The organism is Lactobacillus sp. PV012 (genome assembly GCF_014522325.1).
Classification (GTDB): Bacteria; Bacillota; Bacilli; order Lactobacillales; family Lactobacillaceae; genus Lactobacillus.
The window spans coordinates 1,295,776-1,316,116 of record NZ_CP041983.1; the positions used below are offsets into that span (position 1 = coordinate 1,295,776).

Below are 20,341 nucleotides of genomic sequence, written 5' to 3' on the forward strand. Positions count from 1 at the left end.
GATATACCTCCTATTCACCGCCAAAGATATGTGTATAATAACTATCATCTGCTGAATTCTTAGCAATTAATGCTTGTGTTTCATTTACAGACCCAATTTTTATTTCAATTGGGGCATCTTTTGGTAAGTACTTTTTAGCCGATGATAAAACTAACCGTGAAAAGCTTTCGATTTGAGCATAACCAAAAAATTGGGTTGTCACATTAATATTCATCTGCTTTAACTTACCATCTTGATACTTAACTGTCGCAGTTACTCCACTAATATTAGGGAAATATCCTTCAATCGCTGTCTTGAAGTCACTAAAGGCAGTTGCATCGTTAGAATTAATTGCTTTCTCATTTCCAACAACTGGTAGTACTTGACTTTGGTTATTGACGGTTTTCCACTTATCTATTTTACTACTATTTGCATTTGCAATTCCATATGTAAAATAGTTACCACCAACTAAAGAATCCTTGTCAGTTTTACTAAATAATCCAACTATTAATGTAACATTTTTTAAAGCTTTACGCTTTCGTAATCTCGCTACAATTTCATTAGCTGCATTTTTACCAAGTTTTTCTTGCTGGGCACGAGAAATATTTTTACTATATTCGGCCCCGTTTTTGACTTTATTGTAATAATCAACTGAGTTTAAAGCTAATCCTAAACTAATTCCACTAACTTTATAACTAGTACCTGATTTGACTAAGTAATCTTGTTCCAAAATTTGATCCAAAATAATTGGGGTATAATTCTTAGTTCCAGTTGATTTTAAGTTCAAACCTTCAGGATTATTTTTTGATTTACGTGCTAGCCAATCTGTTGCTGTAGCTGAAGAAATTTCTTGACCTTCTTGAAAGACATACTTTGCTGGTGAAAAAGTACCCTGTGAAATAGCCATCAAACCAGCTTCCAACGCACGTCCATCAACACTATTATCACTGCTATTTTCAGTTAAGCCTTCAATTGGACTAGTTACATACTCTCCATTTTTTAACAAAACACTGTAACCATTGCTAGAAGCACTGGTTGTTTGGTAACCCTTCTTTTTTACCGTTGTATTAGTAGAATTATTAGCTAAATCAGTATCTTTTAAACTACCACAAGCACTTAAACTTACAGCAGTTCCTAAAACTACTAAGAAACTTAATAACTTTTTCACTTACCTTAAAACCTCTTATTCATTAATTTTGGCCATTGCTTCTTGTTCAGTAAGCATCGGAATTCCTAATTTTTCAGCTTTTTCTTTCTTGGAACCTGCTTCTGCACCATAAATTAGGTAGTCAGTCTTTTTAGAAACTGAGCTTGTAACTTGAGCACCTAATTCTTCTAATTTACTTGTGAATTCACTGCGTCCAAAGTGTTCTAATTTTCCAGTTAAAACTACCTTCTTATCTTTGAAGAAGTTATCAGGGATATCTGCTTCTGTCTTACCCAAGTATTTCATATTTAATCCACTGGCTTTAAGCTCTTGGATTAATTTTTGGGAAAGAGGTTGGTTAAAATACGTAACCATTGAATCAGCAATCGTCTCTCCTATTGTATCGATTGTAGTCAATTCTGACACGGTTAATTTACTAATCTTTTCTAAGTCTTTATATTTTTCACTAATTAAACGAGCTGCTTTAGCTCCTACATGATCAATTCCTAAACCATAGAGTAAAAATTCTACTGAGTTATTTTTACTTTCTGCAATTGCGTTTAATAAATTAGTAATTGATTTTTCACCAAAATGATCTAATTGCCCTAAATCTTCTGCAGTTAAATGATATAAATCTGCTACATCTTTTACCAGCTTCTTTTCCAGTAATTGCTTAATAATTTTAGGCCCTAAGCCCACAATATTCATGGCTCCACGAGAAGCAAAGTGAATAATCTTTTCTTCAACTTGAGCTGGGCACATTGGATTAATACAACGTAAAGCAACTTCACCATTTACATGCACTAGCTCTGCGCCGCAAGATGGACAAGTTGTTGGTATTTCATAAGGCTTGCTATCCTTTGGGCGCTTAGATAATACCACTTCAGAAATCTCAGGAATAATATCTCCAGCTTTATGAAGTTTAACTGTATCACCAATTCGAACATCTTTGGCTTTTAAAAGCGTTGGATTATGCAAGCTGGCTCTTGAAACAGTTGTACCTGCTAACTGAACGGGATCCATAATTGCTGTAGGGGTAACTACTCCAGTTCGTCCTACTGTCCATTGAATGTCACGAACTACTGTTTCTTGTTCTTCAGGTGGAAACTTATAAGCAATTTCCCAACGTGGCACTTTTACTGTAGCACCTAATTCTTCTTGTAAGTGTAAATCATCGACCTTTAAGACAATACCGTCAATTCCATAGCTTAATGTATTTCGCTTAGCAGTAAATTCATCAATAAACTTAAAGACTTCATCCATCGATTCTAAACGAACACCATTTTCATTAGTATGGAAACCCATTTTTGTCATTTCATCAATTGCTTGATGTTGACTGGTAATTTCCTTTGGAGGATTAATCCAAGTATAAATAAAAGTACTTAATTCTCTTTTTTTAGTAATTGTTGGATCTAATTGACGCAATGAACCAGCTGCTGCATTTCTAGGATTAGCAAAAATTTGCATCCCCTCTTTATCCCTTTGCTCATTTAATTTAGCAAAGGCTTCTTTACCCATATATACTTCACCACGAACTTCCCCAGTAAAAGAGTTAGGCACTGTTTGGGGCACATCAGCAATATAGCGTACATTTTCTGTTACATCTTCACCCACTTGACCGTTACCACGAGTCGAAGCACGTTTTAATTTACCATTTTCATATTCCAATGAGACTGATAAGCCATCAATTTTTAATTCAACATTATAAGCTACTTGGTGACCAACCTGCTTTTGAATTCTTTGATCAAATTCACGCAATTCTTCTTTTGAAAAAACATCCCCCATTGAAAGCATTGGAACCGCATGATTAACTTTAGTTAACTCATTCTTTAACTGTCCGCCCACTCGCTGGGTAATTGAATCTTTAGTTACAAGTTCAGGGTACTGTTGCTCTAATTTTTCTAGTTCATTATAAGCTTTATCATAAACTGAGTCTTCAACAACAGGGGCGTCCTTTGAATAGTAATCATCTGCCCATTCATTTAACTGTTTACGTAATTTCTCTGCTTTTTCTTGCGCTTCCTGTTTGGAAGTTTCCTGTAAAGTTGAACGTACCATTTTTTGCCTTCTATCTAAAATATAATAAAATTCTTTTCTTACTTCTTATTATATCTTTTTAATAGGAGCAAAGGCAGCTAAAAGGCGTTTTATTCCCTGATCAGCAAACGCAATATCTAATTCCATATCTTCTCCACTACCTGTCACTTTTGTTACTACACCAACACCCCAAGCTTTATGTTGGACTTGATCACCAATATTCCAAGCTTTTTTATCTGCTCCAACAGCGCCAGCAGCTTTTTAGCGATTGGTTTCACTTTAGGAACAGTAACTTTCTTATGACGAGAAGAAATATCAATAATGGCTTTTTCTGATTGCTCTACCTTAAGATCTTTTCCATCAATTTCTTCAATAAAACGGGAAGCAGGATTTGCTTGGATTCTACCATAAAGTAAACGTGACATTGCATTAGTTAAGTATAACTCTTGACGTGCACGAGTAATGCCAACATAGGCTAGTCGTCGTTCTTCTTCCAGTTCAGCTTCATCATTAAGAGCACGTGAAGTTGGAAAAATACCTTCTTCCATCCCCACTAAAAATACTACTGGAAATTCCAATCCTTTAGCAGCATGCAAAGTCATTAACGTTACTTCGTTTCCTTCATCTTCTAGATCATCTTGATCACTTAACAAAGAAACCTCTGCTAAAAAGTCTTCCAAGCTGTTTGCATTTTCATCTTCAGGTTCATAATTATCATCAAATCTTTTAGTAACTCCTAAAAATTCCTGAATATTTTCAATTCTAGCCTCTGCTTCTAGACTCTTATCTGCTTTTAGTGCCTCTAAGTAACCAAATTCATCCAAAATCTTTTCAGTTAATTCTGTGACATTATGATCTAAAGCATACTTAACGATATTTCTAAAACTATTACCAAATTTATTTAATTTTGTAGCTGCACTACCTGTAATTGGTGCCAAAGCCAAGTTATTAAAAGCTTCTAACATTCCAAAATTATTTTCACTAGCAAAACTATTAAATTTAGCCATCGTTGTAGGCCCAATTCCTCTTTTTGGCGTATTAATAATTCTATTTAAGCTCATTGAATCACTAGTATTGGCCACAATTTTTAAATAAGCCAAAATATCTTTAATTTCTTTTCGATCGTAGAACTTATGTCCCCCAACAATCTTATAAGGAATATTTGACTTAACTAATACTTCTTCAAGATTACGTGATTGGGCATTAGTACGATAAAGTACCGCAAAATCTTTATAATTACGCCCCTTTTTCACTTCTTCTTTGATTTTAGAAATAATGAAATAGGCTTCATCATTACCATTTGATGCTCGATAATAATTAACCTTTTCTCCTTCACCCTTTTCAGTCCACAAATTTTTCACTTTGCGATTTACATTATTTTTAATAACCGAATTAGCTGCTGACAAAATATGCCCAGTTGAACGATAATTTTGCTCTAGCATTATGGTATTAACTTCTGCATCTTGATAATCTTTTTCAAAATTCAAAATATTTTCCATATTTGCGCCACGCCAGCCATAGATCGATTGGTCAGCATCCCCCACAACACAAATATTTTTATATTGAGCAGCTAAAAGCTGACATAATTCATACTGTGCTTGGTTAGTATCCTGGTATTCATCAACTAAGATATAGCGAAACTTGTTTTGATAAAAATGTAAGACATCTTTATTACTCTTCAGCAGTTTTAAGGTTTGCATAATTAAATCATCAAAATCCATTATTCCGCCACGCTTTAATTCTGCTTGATAATTTTTATAAACCTTAGCTGCTACTTTTTCAAAAGGACTTGATACTTGCTCTTCATAATCAGCAGGCTCTAATAACATATTTTTAGCTTTAGAAATTAGCCCTAAAATTGCGCGAGGATCATATTGCTTACTATCGTAATTAAGTTCTTTTAATATTCGTTTAATTAAAGTTTTTTGTTCACCACTATCAGCAATAGTGAAATTTTTAGTATAGCCAATCTTGTCGGCATCTCGACGTAAAATTCTAACTCCTAAAGAGTGAAAAGTTGAAATCCAAACACTTTCAGCCACAGGTCCTAAAAGATCTTGGATACGACTCTTCATCTCGCTAGCAGCTTTATTAGTAAAAGTAATTGCTAAAATACTCCAAGGAGCAACTTGATTTTCCTCAATTAAATAAGCAACCCGACGTGTTAAAACAGATGTTTTTCCACTCCCTGCTCCTGCAACTACCAAAAGTGGTCCTTCAGTAGTTTCGACTGCTTTCTTTTGTTGAGGATTTAATCCATTAAGAATTGCCTCTGCACTCATTTTAATTCCTCCCTATTGTATTTACTCATTAATAAGACGTCTCTAATTATAACAAAAAAAGTATTCTAGAAATTCTAGAATACTAAATTGATTAGATCTTCTTTTCAAGTATTTGATTTACACAATTTCTCATTTCTTTTACATCTAAAATACTATAAGCAAATTCTTTTTTTACCAGTTCATCTGGCAAAAATTCATCATATTTATCAAATACAGGTACTTCATTTGGAAAAAGTAGCTCTAAAGGATCAAATTCTTTATTAGCTTCTTGCTCTAGAACTTCAAAGAATTCTTCTTCATTTGCATCCATTGAAAATTCCATGAAATACGGTCTTGAAGAGTTAAATCCTCGAATATTTAACTTTTTTCCACACTTTATTCTAATTAAACGCTCTAAAGCCAAAAAGCTATAAGAACCTGTCCAAGGGAAAAATGCCCACATTTTACCTCCTAAATTAATTAAAGGCTTATCTGGCATTCCTGCTACCGCTACAGTATCACGCATTTGAGTTAAACGTGCACGCGCATTTTTCATCAAATAAGGATACATCTTTTTTTCGGTTAAAACTTGACGCATTCTTTGTAAAATTTTAGATTGCATATCACCAGCTACATCACCAAAATAAGCAGAAATTCTACCTTCAACACCATGAACATAAACTTGATGACGCTTGCGGTCAATATCTTCAACTACCCAAACTTTTCCTGCAATAGCAATTTTGTCTCCTACAGGAGGTGGCTTAACAATGGTTCCCAATTCTTCACTACCAGCATGCACACTAAATTCTTCATTTTCTTGAAAAACCGCATAGAACTTGAAATTATTAGTTATTCTCTCACCACTAATTCCTACAATAAGGCCACCATTTTCAGTTTGTTCAATATGGTTAATTTTTAATAAGTGACGAAGCAAAATTTTATAATCTTCCTGACTTACATTTCTAAAATAAGACAAACTTAAAACTCTTGAAGCAAGTTCTGCTGGTGACATTTCCCCTCCTGCAGCTAAGGTACTCATTGTTTGGTGATAAAGCAAACTATAAGGCAAGCGGTTAGGAGCTGGAGGCTCCACCCATTTTTCTTCAATATAAAGTTGTACTAAAGCAATTCCTTGTAAAAGAGACCAAGGTATCAAATCAGGTAACATTGCTCTTGATTCGGGATGTTCTTCTCTCATCACAAAATGCATTTCTGGTGGTGTTCCTCGTCGACCAGTTCTCCCCATTCTTTGTAAAAATCCCGAAACAGTATAAGGGGCATCAATTTGATAAGCTGACTGCAACTTCCCCACATCAATTCCTAATTCCAAGGTTGCAGTAGCACAAGTTGTCATATATGAATCTTCATCCTTCATTGCATCTTCAGCGGTCTGCCTTAATGCTGGTGAAAGATTACCATGGTGAATTAAAAAGCGATCTGGCTCGTGATTATACTTACAATATCCTCGCAATTCCTGACAAACTGCTTCACATTCCTCACGACTATTCGTAAACACAAGAGACTTTTTCCCACGCGTATGCTCAAAAATATAACCAACACCTGGATCAGCTTGAGCAGGAGCTTGGTCAGTTTTTGCTTCCACAAATGTCTCTGGGTCAAATCCTTCAGTTGCAGCCTGAGGATCTGTTTTATAAAAATGCTCCATTGACAAGCGCCAAACTTGCCGATCGTTTGCTACCTTAGGAGCTCCAGTTTCATAGGGACTGCCTGCTCCTAAGAATTTACTGGCAGTCTTTAAATCCCCAATTGTTGCAGATAAACCTACTCTTCTAGGCTGCACATCTGCTAACCTTGCTAGCCGTTCAATTAAACTGAAGGTTTGCCCACCACGATCACTACGTAAAAAAGAATGTAATTCATCAATTACAATATATTTTAAGCCATGAAAAAGGTGTGGCACTTCCATATGCTTATTAATCATAAAACTTTCAAGCGACTCTGGCGTAATTTGTAAAATTCCAGAAGGCTTTTTCAGTAACTTTCGTTTTTGGCTTTGGGCAACATCTCCATGCCAGCGCCAGACTTTAATCTGAGTATCATTACATAACTCAGTTAAACGATCATATTGGTCATTAATTAAAGCCTTTAATGGAGCAATATAAAGAACTTGAACAGAATCTACTTTATCTTGAACAATATCAGATAAAATTGGAAAAAAAGCTGCTTCAGTTTTTCCTGAAGCAGTTGAAGCAGCTAACAATACATTATGATTAGTTTGAAAAATTTCTTGCGCTGCTGCCACTTGAATTGGTCGTAATGTTTGCCAACCCTGGCGGTAAATATAATCTTGAATAAAAGGTGCATAATGACTAAAAACGTCCATTTAAACCTCTTTTCTAAACTCAAAGAGTAAACTCAGTATAATCATCGTCTTTTTTATCAGAGACTGCTTCAGACTTAGCAAAACTAAATTTATCAGAATTTAAAAGATCGGTAATGCTTCTTTGCGGATTTTGATGAACAATATCTAGTAATTCAATAAAATCACGAATTACCTCACGTGGAGTAATGTTTGTTTCAGCACCAATTCTAGCGTATTCAATTTTGATAAATTGAGCTAAGTCTTCATCAGTGATTGTTTTTTCATAGTTGTATAAAGCTGCATGCATTTGAGCTAATTTTTCAGTTAAAACTAACATTTCCTCTGGAGTTAAAGGATCCAAATGGATAATTGGTGCATACATATCCCGTGCACCTTCTTGAGAAAATTTGCCACTAGATAGACGTGAACGTAGTGCTTCATAGCTAAACACTCCGCGTCTTTGGTCCTCAATTGCTTGTGGTGTCGACCCCATAATTACTCCAAGATACTTTGCTTTTCCTTGCAGCGCATCGTTATACATCGTTAAAATTTTTTCATAGTTATATTGACGTGAGATACTGTTGGGAATTTTAAAAATATTAACTAATTCATCAATCATGATAATTAATCCAGAGTAACCTGCTTGCTTAAAGAAACTTGCAAATAGTTTTAAATATTCATACCAATCACTATCTGAAATAATTATATCAATGCCTAAGTCCTTTTTTGCTTCCGTCTTTGTAGCGTATTCTCCTCTAAACCACTTAACTACTTTAGCTTTTTTCTCATCATCAGCCGCAATATAAGCCTGATAATACATATTCAAAAGCTTGGCAAATTCAAAACCATGAACTAATTCATTCAAATTTGAAATTACTTCATAGATTTTTTTCGAAACTTCTTGTTCAAATTCAGGACTTTCAGGAGTTAAATTTCCTTCTTGCGCTACTTGTGATTGCACTGAATTTATCCACCGATCTAAAATTAATGTCAAAGCTCCACCCTCAGGACGAGTTTTTGTGGCTAAATTTTGAATTAATTCTCGATAAGTTGCTAACCCTTGTCCCTTAGTTCCTTGTAGTCTTCTTTCAGGGGATAAATCCGCATCTACTACTACAAAATTACGATCCATTACATAATTACGCATCGTTTGTAATAAAAAGCTTTTCCCTGATCCATAGCGTCCCACAATAAATCTAAATGAAGCTCCACCTTCAGAAATAATGTCTACATCATGTAATAAAGCTTCAATTTCAGATTTTCTTCCTACAGTGATATAGGGTAACCCAATTCTTGGAACTACCCCACCTTTTAACGAATTTAAAACTGTCTGTGCTATTCGCTTTGGAATTCTTCTTTTCATTTCTACCATTTACCTCTACTCCTTTCTAAAACATTTCCATTAAATCTTCTCGATAATCTTCAACAATTTTAGGGGTATCATTTTCATCAAATTCAATCACACTATCACCAATCTCATCGATTATTTTTTCATTGATGCTATCGGCTAAAATCGAGACCATTAGATGTTTTTTGTTTAAATAATCTTCAAAAGGCCGATGATTAAGTAACGCCTTTAAGAAAAATACTTCATCTTCATTTAAGCCATAACTTTCCTGTACCACTTCTTGGTTTCCATCATTAGCTGACAAGACCTCTTGATTAAAAGTACTTTCATCAAAGCTATTTAAATTGTCTCCAAGTTCACTATCTTGCTTTTCTTCTTCTGTTAACAAACTTTCTCGCGTTTGAGACGCATCACGTCGAATTTGATCTAAATCAGAAAAATCAATTTCAATTTTTGGCTTACTTGCTTCTATCTTAGCAAGTTGATATTTTTTAATTCCTGCTCTAATTGCGTCTACCACTACATCACTAAGATCATTAGCTTTTAATTTTCTTCCCACCTGAAAAACATCTCGACTAATGCGATCAACTTCATGTAAAACTTTATTAAGTAGAATTTTTCTTCTAGCTTGGGGAAGATAAAAAGTTTTAGAGCCACTAATTTCATTGAGCTTAAACTTCAATAACTTATCAATCTCTAGCTTAATTGACTTTTTATTTTGATTATAAAAAATCGCCCCTGTAAAAGGAAAATAATCTTCTGTAACTTTCATTGCCACAGTATTATCAAAAAAATCGGGTACTGTTGTTAAAGCTTCTTTCCATGCATAAAAAAAGACCTGATTAAATTCTTCCTTCAGCGGACTCTTACCGTGATAAGTAGCCATTTTTCTTATTACTTGCATTAGTTCTTCAGCATCTGCAGGATTTAGTAACCTTTCATAAAGAGTATCTTGCTTTATCTCTTTTTTAAATTCTTGTTCAATAACTTCCGCCGGCAATTGATAAAAAACTACATAATCTTGTAACCAACGCTTTAAATAAACTGCCATGAAAGGTGCATAAGTTGAGATGTAATTCTTTTCTAATTCTTTTAGCTGATGGTAACCCTCTAAACTATCCTTTACTCCAACTTGATTCAATAATTCATAAATATAGACAAATACATAAGAACTACTTGTTTCTTGATAAACTCCCTTTCTTACTTTGCTACGCCAAGCAAAATAGGTTCTTAATTGATTAATGGTCATATCATGGTAGACCGGATAGTATCTTTTAAAAGGATAAAATTTCGAATAGTCATCTTCATAGTTTGCAACTATTTGAGCTTGTTTATAAAAATTTCTCTCTCTGCCAATTCTAGGCAAGATACTATAATCATAAGCCTGTAACATTTTGTGGATAGGTTCAGGAATATTATCCTTAAGATGATTTTTAACTTCCACTGGCTTCTTATCATGGTTAAAAGGAATCGTTTGAGCTTGATATTTATCAGTATCGGTTTCACTTTCAGAATGATTTAAAACAATATATTGCCCAGATCCAGTGTGATTCTTATTTAAGGCTAATTTGTAGGCGTAATCCACTGCTTTAGCTACTGCTTCAAAGTTTGCATTTTCAAGGTTTACTCCTACCCAATTATTATCATGCGTATAGTAAGGAAATGAGAACTCTGGCAAATCTCTAATTATTTCAGAAAAAGAACCACAGTTTATGTCAACTTGCAGTTCATTTTCTGGCTTAAACTGAACAAAATAATTTGGGTTTCCTGGAGCTTTTAACACAAAAAATTTATCTTGAGAGGTAGTCAATACCTCAAAATGAAGGGCATATTTATTCTTTAGATAATTTTTCAATTCTTGTAGTTTCATCATATCCCTCCTTACGAACGTATATTCTATTATAACAAATTATTTCTCATGAAAAAAGTACTCTAGAAGACTAGAGTACTTTAAAATTATTTAACTAAATCAATGATTGGAGAATCAGCTTGAAATGAATTTTTCAAATCCAATTTTTTTAATCCTTCTTGAATTTTCTTTAAATCATAGCTTTGATTATTTTCCTGCCACTGCTTTAAAAATTCTATGTAATTTAGATAGTCATCTTTTTTGACTATCTTTTCAATCACGGATGTTTTTATTGCGGTAACACTCTCCAGCTGGCCAAGATCATTTAAGGATTCAATTATTATAGTATCTTCATCTTCTCTAATAATTTTCCCAACCAAAAATTCATTTTGTTCAATTGGTGACTGATTTTTTAAATCTATTTCTACCAAATCAGAATTTTCAATAGAAGTTTCTGAATTTAAATATTCATCTAATAACTTATCTTCTAACAGCTTAAACCCAAATACCTGGACTTCATCCAGTAATACTGTCAACTGATGATTCTCATAATCTAATTCCGTTAAGGTTATTTCTTTTGAATTAATACTTTTTACTTTTCCGTGATAATTTTCATCAGCTGTTTCAAGATAAATTAGTGAATTTTCCTGACATAACTTCTTAATATCTTGCTGCGTTAAAAATTCTTTTAATAATTCTTCGCTATTTTTCTTTAGACTAAAAGGATCAATAATTTTATTCTTTAAATCTTCAATTTCATCAGAATTTGTTTTTACTGCTGAAATTGCAGACTTTTTAATGAAATATATTCCACCTAGATAACCATTTTCATCTACTGACTGTAAAGCTAGATAATCTGGCGTTTCAATAAGACTATTTCCAAAAAAGTAACTTGAGTGGTCTTTTTTTAGATGAATTTCTACTACAGACATTTTAATTACCTGTTTCTTTTCCATTTACTACTTATTTTTTTCTTTTCCTTTCCTCCAGGCCTTTTCTTAGTGTGTTTGTCATGAGTAGATTTTCTTGCATTTTTTCTATGAGAAGCATAATGCATTACTACTCCACCAAATCCTCCAGCTGCTCCTGCGGCTCCTAATCCTCCTAAAGAAATACTTCCTCCTCCACCTATAGAAGTAGCTACATTCATTTTTGACTCACTTATCCAGCTAGTTGAAATCTGTTGTGCTGAAGTTACATTAAAAGTTGTATTTTTTTCTGTTGCTTCTACTTTATTAGTAATTTCCAAGGGAGCTACTGTACTAATAGCAAATCCAATACTAGAAATTAATATTACTTTCTTTTTTAATTTGTTTTTCACATTTATCATTCCTTTATTTTATTTTTTTATAATATTATCATTTACATAATCATTAAGCAATACTTTTTTCTGAAAATATATTAAATTCACTCCTACCTCAACTTTCTTTCCACACTTCTCTTTAGAGGAATAACAATTATCGGTGTTAAAATTCCAGTAAATATCATTTCTCCAATACCATTAATTCCTAATGCTGTAAACAAGATTAAAAGTAGAGGGTTTGAATTATTTGTTTGACCTAATGCATGTAATAAGTTGCCTGGATGCCACATATAAACTAAAGTTGTCATGACAATTACACCTAGCGTATTAGTTAAAGAAGTAACTACTCCTACTAAAAAATAAATTAATCTCTTAGGATTACTTTTTCCCTTTGCTAACTTTGCCACAAGACCACCAACTACTCCAGCAACTGCTCGGGGTAAAACAGCAATTAAGGGATTTTGAAACAACAGTAAGCTTAAAACATCACTTGGTTGTACATAAGCCAATATTAGTCTCAAAGCTCCCCAAAAAAATCCTAACCATCCTCCAAAACTTACCCCCATTAAACTAGCAGCAATTGCAATAGTTAATGGAATAGTTGTCACAGCAGGCAAACCTGGAATAAGGTGCAAGTAACCAATATATGGTACAAAAGTTTGTAATAAAATAATAGCTACAAAAATTGCAGCAATTGTTAAACGCTGTATTTTTTTACGAATCATTTTATTTTCCAAAATTAATTTCAATAAATTTTATAAACAAAAAAGGAAGTCGACTTAACGACTTCCTTTTTCCTTGGTGCGGGCGAGAAGACTCGAACTTCCACGATCTAAAGCGATCACAAGATCCTTAGTCTTGCGCGTCTGCCATTCCGCCACGCCCGCGTACTTAACTAATATACCAAAGAATTCGTAACTCGTCAACCACTTAAAAAATTAATTAATAAGCTATTTCCTAGTTACTCAAATAATTTATCAAATAGATAATCAATCGTCAATATGGCAGATCAAATCTTAACGAATAATTTTTTCATATAAGCCAGCTTGTTGAGGATTAGAAATATGCTTTTTTAAAAACGTAACTAAATTATGCTTAATTGAGCTTTTTCCTTCTAACCACGTTCCAGTAAATAGATGAATAGACTTAGAATTACTAGAAGGATTACATAAAATCCCATCCCCATAAACATGAATTCCTGTTCGTAGTTCTTGTTCGTAATTACCAGTCTTTAGTCCATAACGATCTATCAAAATATCTGTTACCGAAAAACTATTGACCCCTGCCAGCTGATTATTTTTATCAAATTCAAAATTTCGATTTTGATAGTAAGCAATCATATCTTGGATAAAGGGATGCCCTGGTCGAGCTCCAAAAACGGCAGCCGATAAATAATTTTCATTTTCAAATCCAATAAATGCTTCATTAGCAAGCAAAGGAGTTAAATCATCTAGTACACGTACATCAGTATCCAAATAAATTCCACCTTCTTGCTCAATCACTCGAGCACGGATATAGTCAGAGACAAACGCCCACTTTTTAGCTTGATAAGCTTGCTCAATGTACTTATTTTCATGAATATTAAAGTTATCTTCGTTCCATTCAATTATTTCAAAATCAGGTAATTTTTTCTTCCAAGTCTTAATTGAATCTACAACAACTTTAGGTTTCGGATTCCTTCCTACCCAAACATAATGAATTTTTTTAGGAATCATTGTTTTACTCGCTTTCTAAAAAATTTTTTCACTAACAAAATCAAATCTTGATTAAAATCTAAAGGACAAAGGAACATTAAAATTAAGTACACCAGCAAAATTACAATTGATTTGACTGCCATATTAAAGAAGGCACTTGGAATAAAATTAGGTAAGACCATCCCCACCACTAAACTGATTAATCCAATACCCAAATAATAAGGCACATCATGAAATACATAACTAAATTTAAATGCATCCCTAACAATCCAAATTCGCAACACCAAAACTACCGCCTCGGTAATTAAAATTGCTACCATAGCTCCAGCAGCTGCATAAGTTCGATCCAAAAAGTAACTCAATACTAATTCTAAAATTGCTCCAACTACTACCGGAATTGCATAATCTTTATCTCGTGAAACTGCTAAGGCATATTGATTGGCAAAGACTCCCCCTGTTGGGATCATAATAATTGTTAAGGTAAAGAAAAACATCAGTGGTGTCATGGGAATATACTTATTTCCAAAAAAGAACGGCACAAACTGCTTAGTATTTGCCATTACTATTACCGCAAATAATGTACCAAGCATAACCGTTGCTTCAAGTGATTTTTTCATCACAACTTTTTGAGTCGCCTTACCTTCTCCAGCCATTTTTGGCATAATAACCAAAGAAATTGACGTAATCACTCCCAGAATCATATTTGAAATTCTTTGAGAATTATCATAATAAGCAACTTGCGTTGAATTTTGAAAAAGACCTAATAAAGGCTTATCTAAAGAAGTATAAATTTGAGTTGCAATTTGGGGAATCATCAGAATTACAATCGCCTTCACACTTTCGCGCCACTTGTAAAAGCCTTTAGTAGGCTTTCCAACATAATTATGAATGTCAAACCAAAATACAAATGATCCTAGCATTGTTGAAACTGACATAATGAGTAAATATTTCCACAAATCTTGGGGACTTTTTACCCAGAGTAAAATCAGCACCACACTGACTAATTTAACGCCAGTATTTTTTAAAACAACGCGTCCGAAATCTGCTAATCCTTGGAAAAACCAGGAAATATCAAATTGTGCTGAAATCAGAAAAGGAATCATTAATAAGATATAATTCCAATATTGAATTTTTAAGGAAAGGCAGATCAAACTAGTTAAACCAATCATTACAATGCCAGCAATACCTTGAAAATACCATAATCCCCAAAATGCTTGCGTTAATTCTTCCCGTCCTTGAGTTGCTCTAGTTTTTGAGATTGTTCTCATCCCAATATAAGTAATCGATAAAACACAAAAAACCATCAAAAACTGAACTGTATTATTAACACTACTATAAATTCCATATGTTTTAGGACCCAGTACCCTTGATAAATATGGAACAGTGATTAACGGAACAAATACTAAAAATATCTGATAAACCGCATTATATAAAATATTTAAAAAAGTTCTTTTCACAAAAACCTCTACTTAAATTCCAAATATTCACAAATTCTTTGACTATTATTTTCTCCTAAAACCTCATCTGTCAACGATAACCAATACTTACGTTCACTATCTCCTTGATCAGATGATAAGGTAGCTAAGCATTCTATCAACTCTACCTGATTGTTAACACAGGGACCAGGAGTAATTTTTTGATAGGGGCTTATTAATAACCCCCGCACTTCTTCATATTTTTCTAAAAAGTTAGTCACAAAAATAATTGGTTTATTTAGGTGGAGATAATCAAAATAAATTGATGAAAAGTCAGTCAGCAAGAAATCTGTTAATCCTAATAATTCATATAAATCATAATTATTTTCAAATAGATAATCATTATTTAAAAAGGCAATATTAGAATACTTACTATTAAAATTGCTGAACAAACGCATTTCATAGGGATGAAGTTTAACAATTAAGTATTGGTGATTATTTTTTAGGCTAGAATTCAACTTACTAATCTCAAAATCGGTAAAAGCAAAAAAGTTCCCCTGCTTAATTTGCTCCATAATCTTGCCATCTTCTAATTCATAACGAAAAGTTGGCATATAAATTCCTATTTTAGCTTTAGCATCTTCCTTACCAAATAAATCTTTTAAAAAATCCTTTTTACTAATTACGGGATTTTTTAAAGCATCTAAACGTGGAAAGCCAAGCTTTTGGTATTTACCGGCCTCAATTGCCATACAAGCTGTCATCATACTTTCGTATAAGTCACTACTTGAAGTTACAAGATCTGCTGTTTTCTGCCACAAATGTTGGTTACGCAAGTTATCCTTGCGCAAAGTATTATGAGCCATAATTCCCATTCTTTTTAAGGGAATTCCATGCCAAAATGCAACATTAACTTGTTTTTTCTTAATTTTAAAAGGCTGATGGGTCGTAAAAATAAAGTGAGCTTGCCCAATTTTTTTCCACATTGAAAAAGGCAAATGTGATGATGGCCAGGGTTCAACTAAGGTTACTTGATAGTTGGGATAATTTTTTTGGAGATATTTATAAAATAAAAAACCATTCGACCCTGATCTTCCTGACCCATTTAAAATCACAATTGCATTAGCCTTCACTGGTACAAAAAAAGCCAAAAATTTCATCAAATTTAGATACCATCTAAAAAAGAAACTCTTCATATTATTTTCCTCAATTAAAATCTTTTAAGTTAATCATACTATTTCTTTTCTTCTTCTGCTATCTAACCAAAAAAGATCTGGAAATTATTCCAGATCTTAGGAAAATATTTAATTATTCTTCAACTTTCTTTGGAAGAATTTTACAATTTCAACAATTAAGACCATTAGAATTCCTGCTACTACCACTACTAGCCATTGTTGACCATCCAACTCAGTTACATCAAATAACTTAGTCATAAATGGTAATTCAACAGCTGCCATGATTAAAGCTGAAATAATAATTGCTCCATTAAACCACTTATTTTCAAATGTTCTTTTAGTAAAGATTGATTTGTGAATAAACTTCGCATTAAATGCATGGAATAATTGAATAAGTCCTAATGTCAAAAAGGCCATAGTTAACGCATCTGCATGCTGCAAGTTGGCATTTCCTACATGAGGACCAACATGAAGTCCAAATTGATATGCACCTAGGACTAGTAATCCTTCTAAAATTCCTTGATAAATGATGGAGCTAGCTACTCCACCTGAGAAGAAGTTAGAATTCTTTCCACGTGGCTTTTTCTTCATAATTCCCGGCTCCACTGGTTCAACCCCTAGTGAAATTGCTGGTAAAGTATCAGTTACTAAGTTAATCCAAAGTAGTTGCACTGGCATTAAAATATCCCAGCCCAACATTGTCATCATAAATACAGTTAAAACTTCACCTACGTTACAACTCATTAAGTAAAGAATCGCCTTTTGAATATTAGCAAAAACTTTTCTTCCCTGTTTAATTGCTTCCACAATAGTTGCGAAGTTATCATCAGCTAACACCATGTCAGCTGCACCCTTTGAAACTTCAGTACCAGTAATTCCCATTCCGATACCAATATCAGCTTGCTTTAGACTAGGGGCATCATTTACACCGTCACCAGTCATCGCAACAATCCTATTATTTGCTTGCCAAGCTTTTACTATTCTAACCTTATTTTCAGGTGATACTCGTGCATAAACGCTATAGTCTTGCACATGTTTAATGAAATAATCGTCAGAAAGCTTATCAAGTTCTGCTCCCGTTATAACACCATCGTGGTCTCCATCTAAAATTCCTAATCGTTTTGCGATAGCAGCTGCTGTCACTTGGTGGTCACCAGTAATCATCACTGTACGGATTCCAGCATTTTTAGCTTCTGCTACAGCAGCTTTAGCTTCAGGACGCTCTGGGTCAATCATTCCAACTAATCCAGCAAAAATTAAATCTTGTTCAACATTATCAGTGCTTGGATCAGCGTAAGGTTGGTCAACAATTTTATAAGCTAATCCCAATACACGTAATGCCTTTTGTGCTAATTCTTGATTTGTCGCTAAAATTTGTTTTTTATCTTCTTCAGTAATTGGAGAAACATTACCATTTTCTTCAATTTTTGTTACTCGTTTTAATAACTCATCAGGAGCACCCTTGACTGCAACATAATACTTGCCATCTTGGTACTTATTAACAGTTGACATTAATTTTCTGTCAGAATCAAATGGTACTTCTTGAACACGAGCATCTTCTTTTAGTAATTCTTCAACCTTGATTCCCTGATCAAAAGCGTATTGAATTAAAGCTGTTTCAGTCGGATCTCCTAATAAGTTACCACCATTTTCAATTTTAGTATCATTAGCTAAAACCATTGAAAGTAAGACAGGATTTGCTGGTGCAATGTCATCAGCATTACTATGAATTTTTTTATTATAGTAAAGCTGTTCAACTGTCATTTTATTTTGCGTTAAAGTACCAGTCTTATCAGAACAAATAATGTCAGTTGCACCTAGAGTTTCAACTGCTGGCAATTTACGAACAATAGCCTTATGTTTGGCCATTTCCTGAGTACCAAGTGCCAAAATAATAGTAACAATTGCTGGTAATCCTTCTGGAATTGCAGCTACAGCTAATGAAACAGCCACTAAGAACATATCAATCATTAACTTATTAGTAGGTTCTGTACCTTGTTTAGTAAACATCCCTACCACAAAAACAACCACACAGATTGCCAAAATCATAATTGTCAAAATTTTACCAAGTTGGTTTAAATTTTGTTTTAATGGTGTATCTGTTTCATCTGCATTATTTAACATTGTAGCGATCTTACCAACTTCTGTGGTCATTCCAGTTCCGGTAACAATCCCTTCACCACGACCATAAGTAACATTGGTATTTGAATAAGCCATATCGCTCCGATCACCCAAAGCCACATCTGGTTTATCTAGCGTAGCAACATCTTTTTCAACTGGAACAGATTCTCCTGTTAAGGCTGATTCTTCTACTTTTAAGCTTGCTGCTAAGCCTAATCTCATATCCGCTGGTACAATATCTCCAGCTTCAAGCAACACAACATCTCCTGGCACAATTTCTGTGCTTGGAACTTGTAAGATTTCTCCATCACGTCGAACATGAGCATTAGGAGTTGACATCTCTTTTAAAGCATCAATTGCTGCTTCCGAACGTGCTTCTTGGACTACACCTAAAATTGCATTAATTAAAACAACAATCATAATAATTGCTGCATCTGTCCATTCTTGAGCAACTACTCCTGATAAAATAGCTGCAACAATTAATACAATAATCATGAAATCTTTAAATTGGTCAAAAAACTTTGCAATTAATCCCTTATTCTTTTTTGCGGTTAAAGCATTGGGACCATATTTTTCCAGCCGTTTTTTAGCTTCTTGCTTAGACAACCCAGTTTTTAAAGAAGTATTTAGCTCCTTTTCAACTTCAGGAATTGTCTGATCATAATAATGTTTCACTAAATTTCCCTCCAAATCTAATAAAAAAAGACCTACGCCCAATTATCTGGTGCATAAGTCTCACTCATTAAGACAAGTCCAGAGAGAAGAATTCTCTCGGTTGTTGAACTTATCACAATTACTTGCGGTTACTCCCTTAATACAGTTACTATTATATTAAATATTTACTAAAAGATGCAAGTTCTATTTCTTGTAAAAATCATCAAAAATTGTTACTGGAAGGTGACGCTTATGTTCACTTTTTTTCCATAACTTTTCAATTTGCTCAGCTGCTTGCTGACTTACTTCTCGTCCTTCAAGATAATCATCTACTTCTTGATAGGAAACACCCAATGCAACTTCATCAGGAAGAGCAGGTCGATCTTCTTCTAAGTCTGCAGTTGGTGCCTTTAAGTAAAGATGTTCTGGCGCACCTAATTCCTTAAGCATGGCTTTTCCTTGACGTTTATCTAAGCGAAAGAGTGGCGTAATATCAGCTGCTCCATCACCATATTTAGTATAAAAGCCAGAAAAGTTTTCTGCTGCATGATCAGTTCCAATCACGGCACCTTTATTTGCCCCAGCAATTGCATATTGAACAACCATTCTCTGACGCGCTTTGATATTACCCTTATTAAAATCAGTAATTTTTTGTCCAGTTGCCTCTACAACTTTAACCATTGCATCAACTGGTTCTTTAATATTAACAATCAAATCTTGATCAGGCTTTTGAAAAGCAACTGCATCAGCTGCATCACTTGCATCTGCTTGAACACCGTAAGGAAGGCGAACAGCAATAAATTGGTAAGAATCATCACCAGTTTCCTGACGCATTTCTTCAATTGCCATTTGAGCTAATTTACCAGTTAAAGTAGAATCTTGACCACCTGAAATTCCTAAGACATATGATTTCAAAAAAGGATTAGCTTTAAGATAATCTTTCAAAAAATCAATTGATTTTCTAATCTCTTCTTTAGGATCAATTTCAGGCTTTACTTTTTCATATTCAACAATCTTTTTTTGTAAGGGTCTCAT

General features: G+C 33.8%; 13 protein-coding genes, 1 tRNA gene and 1 pseudogene. All 15 read right to left on the reverse strand.

What is annotated here, in order from left to right:
* Positions 1-10: 10 nt before the first annotated feature.
* The gene (locus tag FP433_RS06315; RefSeq protein WP_265484014.1) at positions 11-1,147 is read right to left on the reverse strand and encodes a CamS family sex pheromone protein; all 1,137 of its coding nucleotides are present in this window, start codon (positions 1,145-1,147) and stop codon (positions 11-13) included.
* A 15-nt stretch (positions 1,148-1,162) separates the two neighbouring features.
* Positions 1,163-3,184 (reverse strand): NAD-dependent DNA ligase LigA, encoded by a 2,022-nt coding sequence (gene ligA, locus FP433_RS06320; protein WP_265484013.1) that lies wholly within the window; start codon positions 3,182-3,184, stop codon positions 1,163-1,165.
* 48 nt (positions 3,185-3,232) lie between these two features.
* Positions 3,233-5,445 (reverse strand): annotated as a pseudogene (gene pcrA / locus FP433_RS06325) (DNA helicase PcrA).
* A gap of 91 nt (positions 5,446-5,536) precedes the next feature.
* Positions 5,537-7,768, reverse strand: a complete 2,232-nt coding sequence (locus FP433_RS06330) for a DEAD/DEAH box helicase (protein ID WP_265484010.1) — start codon at positions 7,766-7,768, stop codon at positions 5,537-5,539.
* 19 nt (positions 7,769-7,787) lie between these two features.
* Positions 7,788-9,119 (reverse strand): ATP-binding protein, encoded by a 1,332-nt coding sequence (locus tag FP433_RS06335; RefSeq protein ID WP_265484009.1) that lies wholly within the window; start codon positions 9,117-9,119, stop codon positions 7,788-7,790.
* 16 nt (positions 9,120-9,135) lie between these two features.
* Positions 9,136-10,965 (reverse strand): TerB N-terminal domain-containing protein, encoded by a 1,830-nt coding sequence (locus FP433_RS06340; protein WP_265484007.1) that lies wholly within the window; start codon positions 10,963-10,965, stop codon positions 9,136-9,138.
* An 86-nt stretch (positions 10,966-11,051) separates the two neighbouring features.
* Entirely contained in the window at positions 11,052-11,900 is an 849-nt protein-coding gene (locus FP433_RS06345; RefSeq protein WP_265484006.1) for a hypothetical protein, read from the reverse strand.
* Positions 11,882-12,265: a hypothetical protein gene (locus tag FP433_RS06350; RefSeq protein WP_265484005.1), complete on the reverse strand. Its 384-nt coding sequence runs from the start codon at positions 12,263-12,265 to the stop codon at positions 11,882-11,884. The genes FP433_RS06345 and FP433_RS06350 overlap by 19 nt, the downstream gene beginning before the upstream one ends.
* Positions 12,266-12,357: 92 nt before the next feature.
* On the reverse strand, positions 12,358-12,972 hold the full coding sequence (locus FP433_RS06355; protein ID WP_265484004.1) for an ECF transporter S component: 615 nt from the start codon (positions 12,970-12,972) through the stop codon (positions 12,358-12,360).
* A gap of 74 nt (positions 12,973-13,046) precedes the next feature.
* Positions 13,047-13,134 (reverse strand) — tRNA-Leu (locus FP433_RS06360).
* Between the two features lie 129 nt (positions 13,135-13,263).
* Positions 13,264-13,962 carry a glycosyltransferase family 32 protein gene (locus FP433_RS06365; protein ID WP_265484003.1) on the reverse strand — a complete coding sequence of 233 codons (699 nt, stop codon included), beginning with the start codon at positions 13,960-13,962 and terminating at the stop codon, positions 13,264-13,266.
* Positions 13,959-15,398 carry an oligosaccharide flippase family protein gene (locus FP433_RS06370; protein WP_265486608.1) on the reverse strand — a complete coding sequence of 480 codons (1,440 nt, stop codon included), beginning with the start codon at positions 15,396-15,398 and terminating at the stop codon, positions 13,959-13,961. The genes FP433_RS06365 and FP433_RS06370 overlap by 4 nt, the downstream gene beginning before the upstream one ends.
* Positions 15,399-15,406: 8 nt before the next feature.
* Positions 15,407-16,552: a CDP-glycerol glycerophosphotransferase family protein gene (locus tag FP433_RS06375; RefSeq protein ID WP_265486609.1), complete on the reverse strand. Its 1,146-nt coding sequence runs from the start codon at positions 16,550-16,552 to the stop codon at positions 15,407-15,409.
* Between the two features lie 108 nt (positions 16,553-16,660).
* A complete protein-coding gene (locus FP433_RS06380) occupies positions 16,661-19,327 on the reverse strand; it encodes a calcium-translocating P-type ATPase, PMCA-type (RefSeq protein ID WP_416202971.1) in 2,667 nt (888 codons plus the stop codon).
* 183 nt (positions 19,328-19,510) lie between these two features.
* On the reverse strand, positions 19,511-20,341 hold the full coding sequence (nadE, locus tag FP433_RS06385; protein WP_265486611.1) for an ammonia-dependent NAD(+) synthetase: 831 nt from the start codon (positions 20,339-20,341) through the stop codon (positions 19,511-19,513).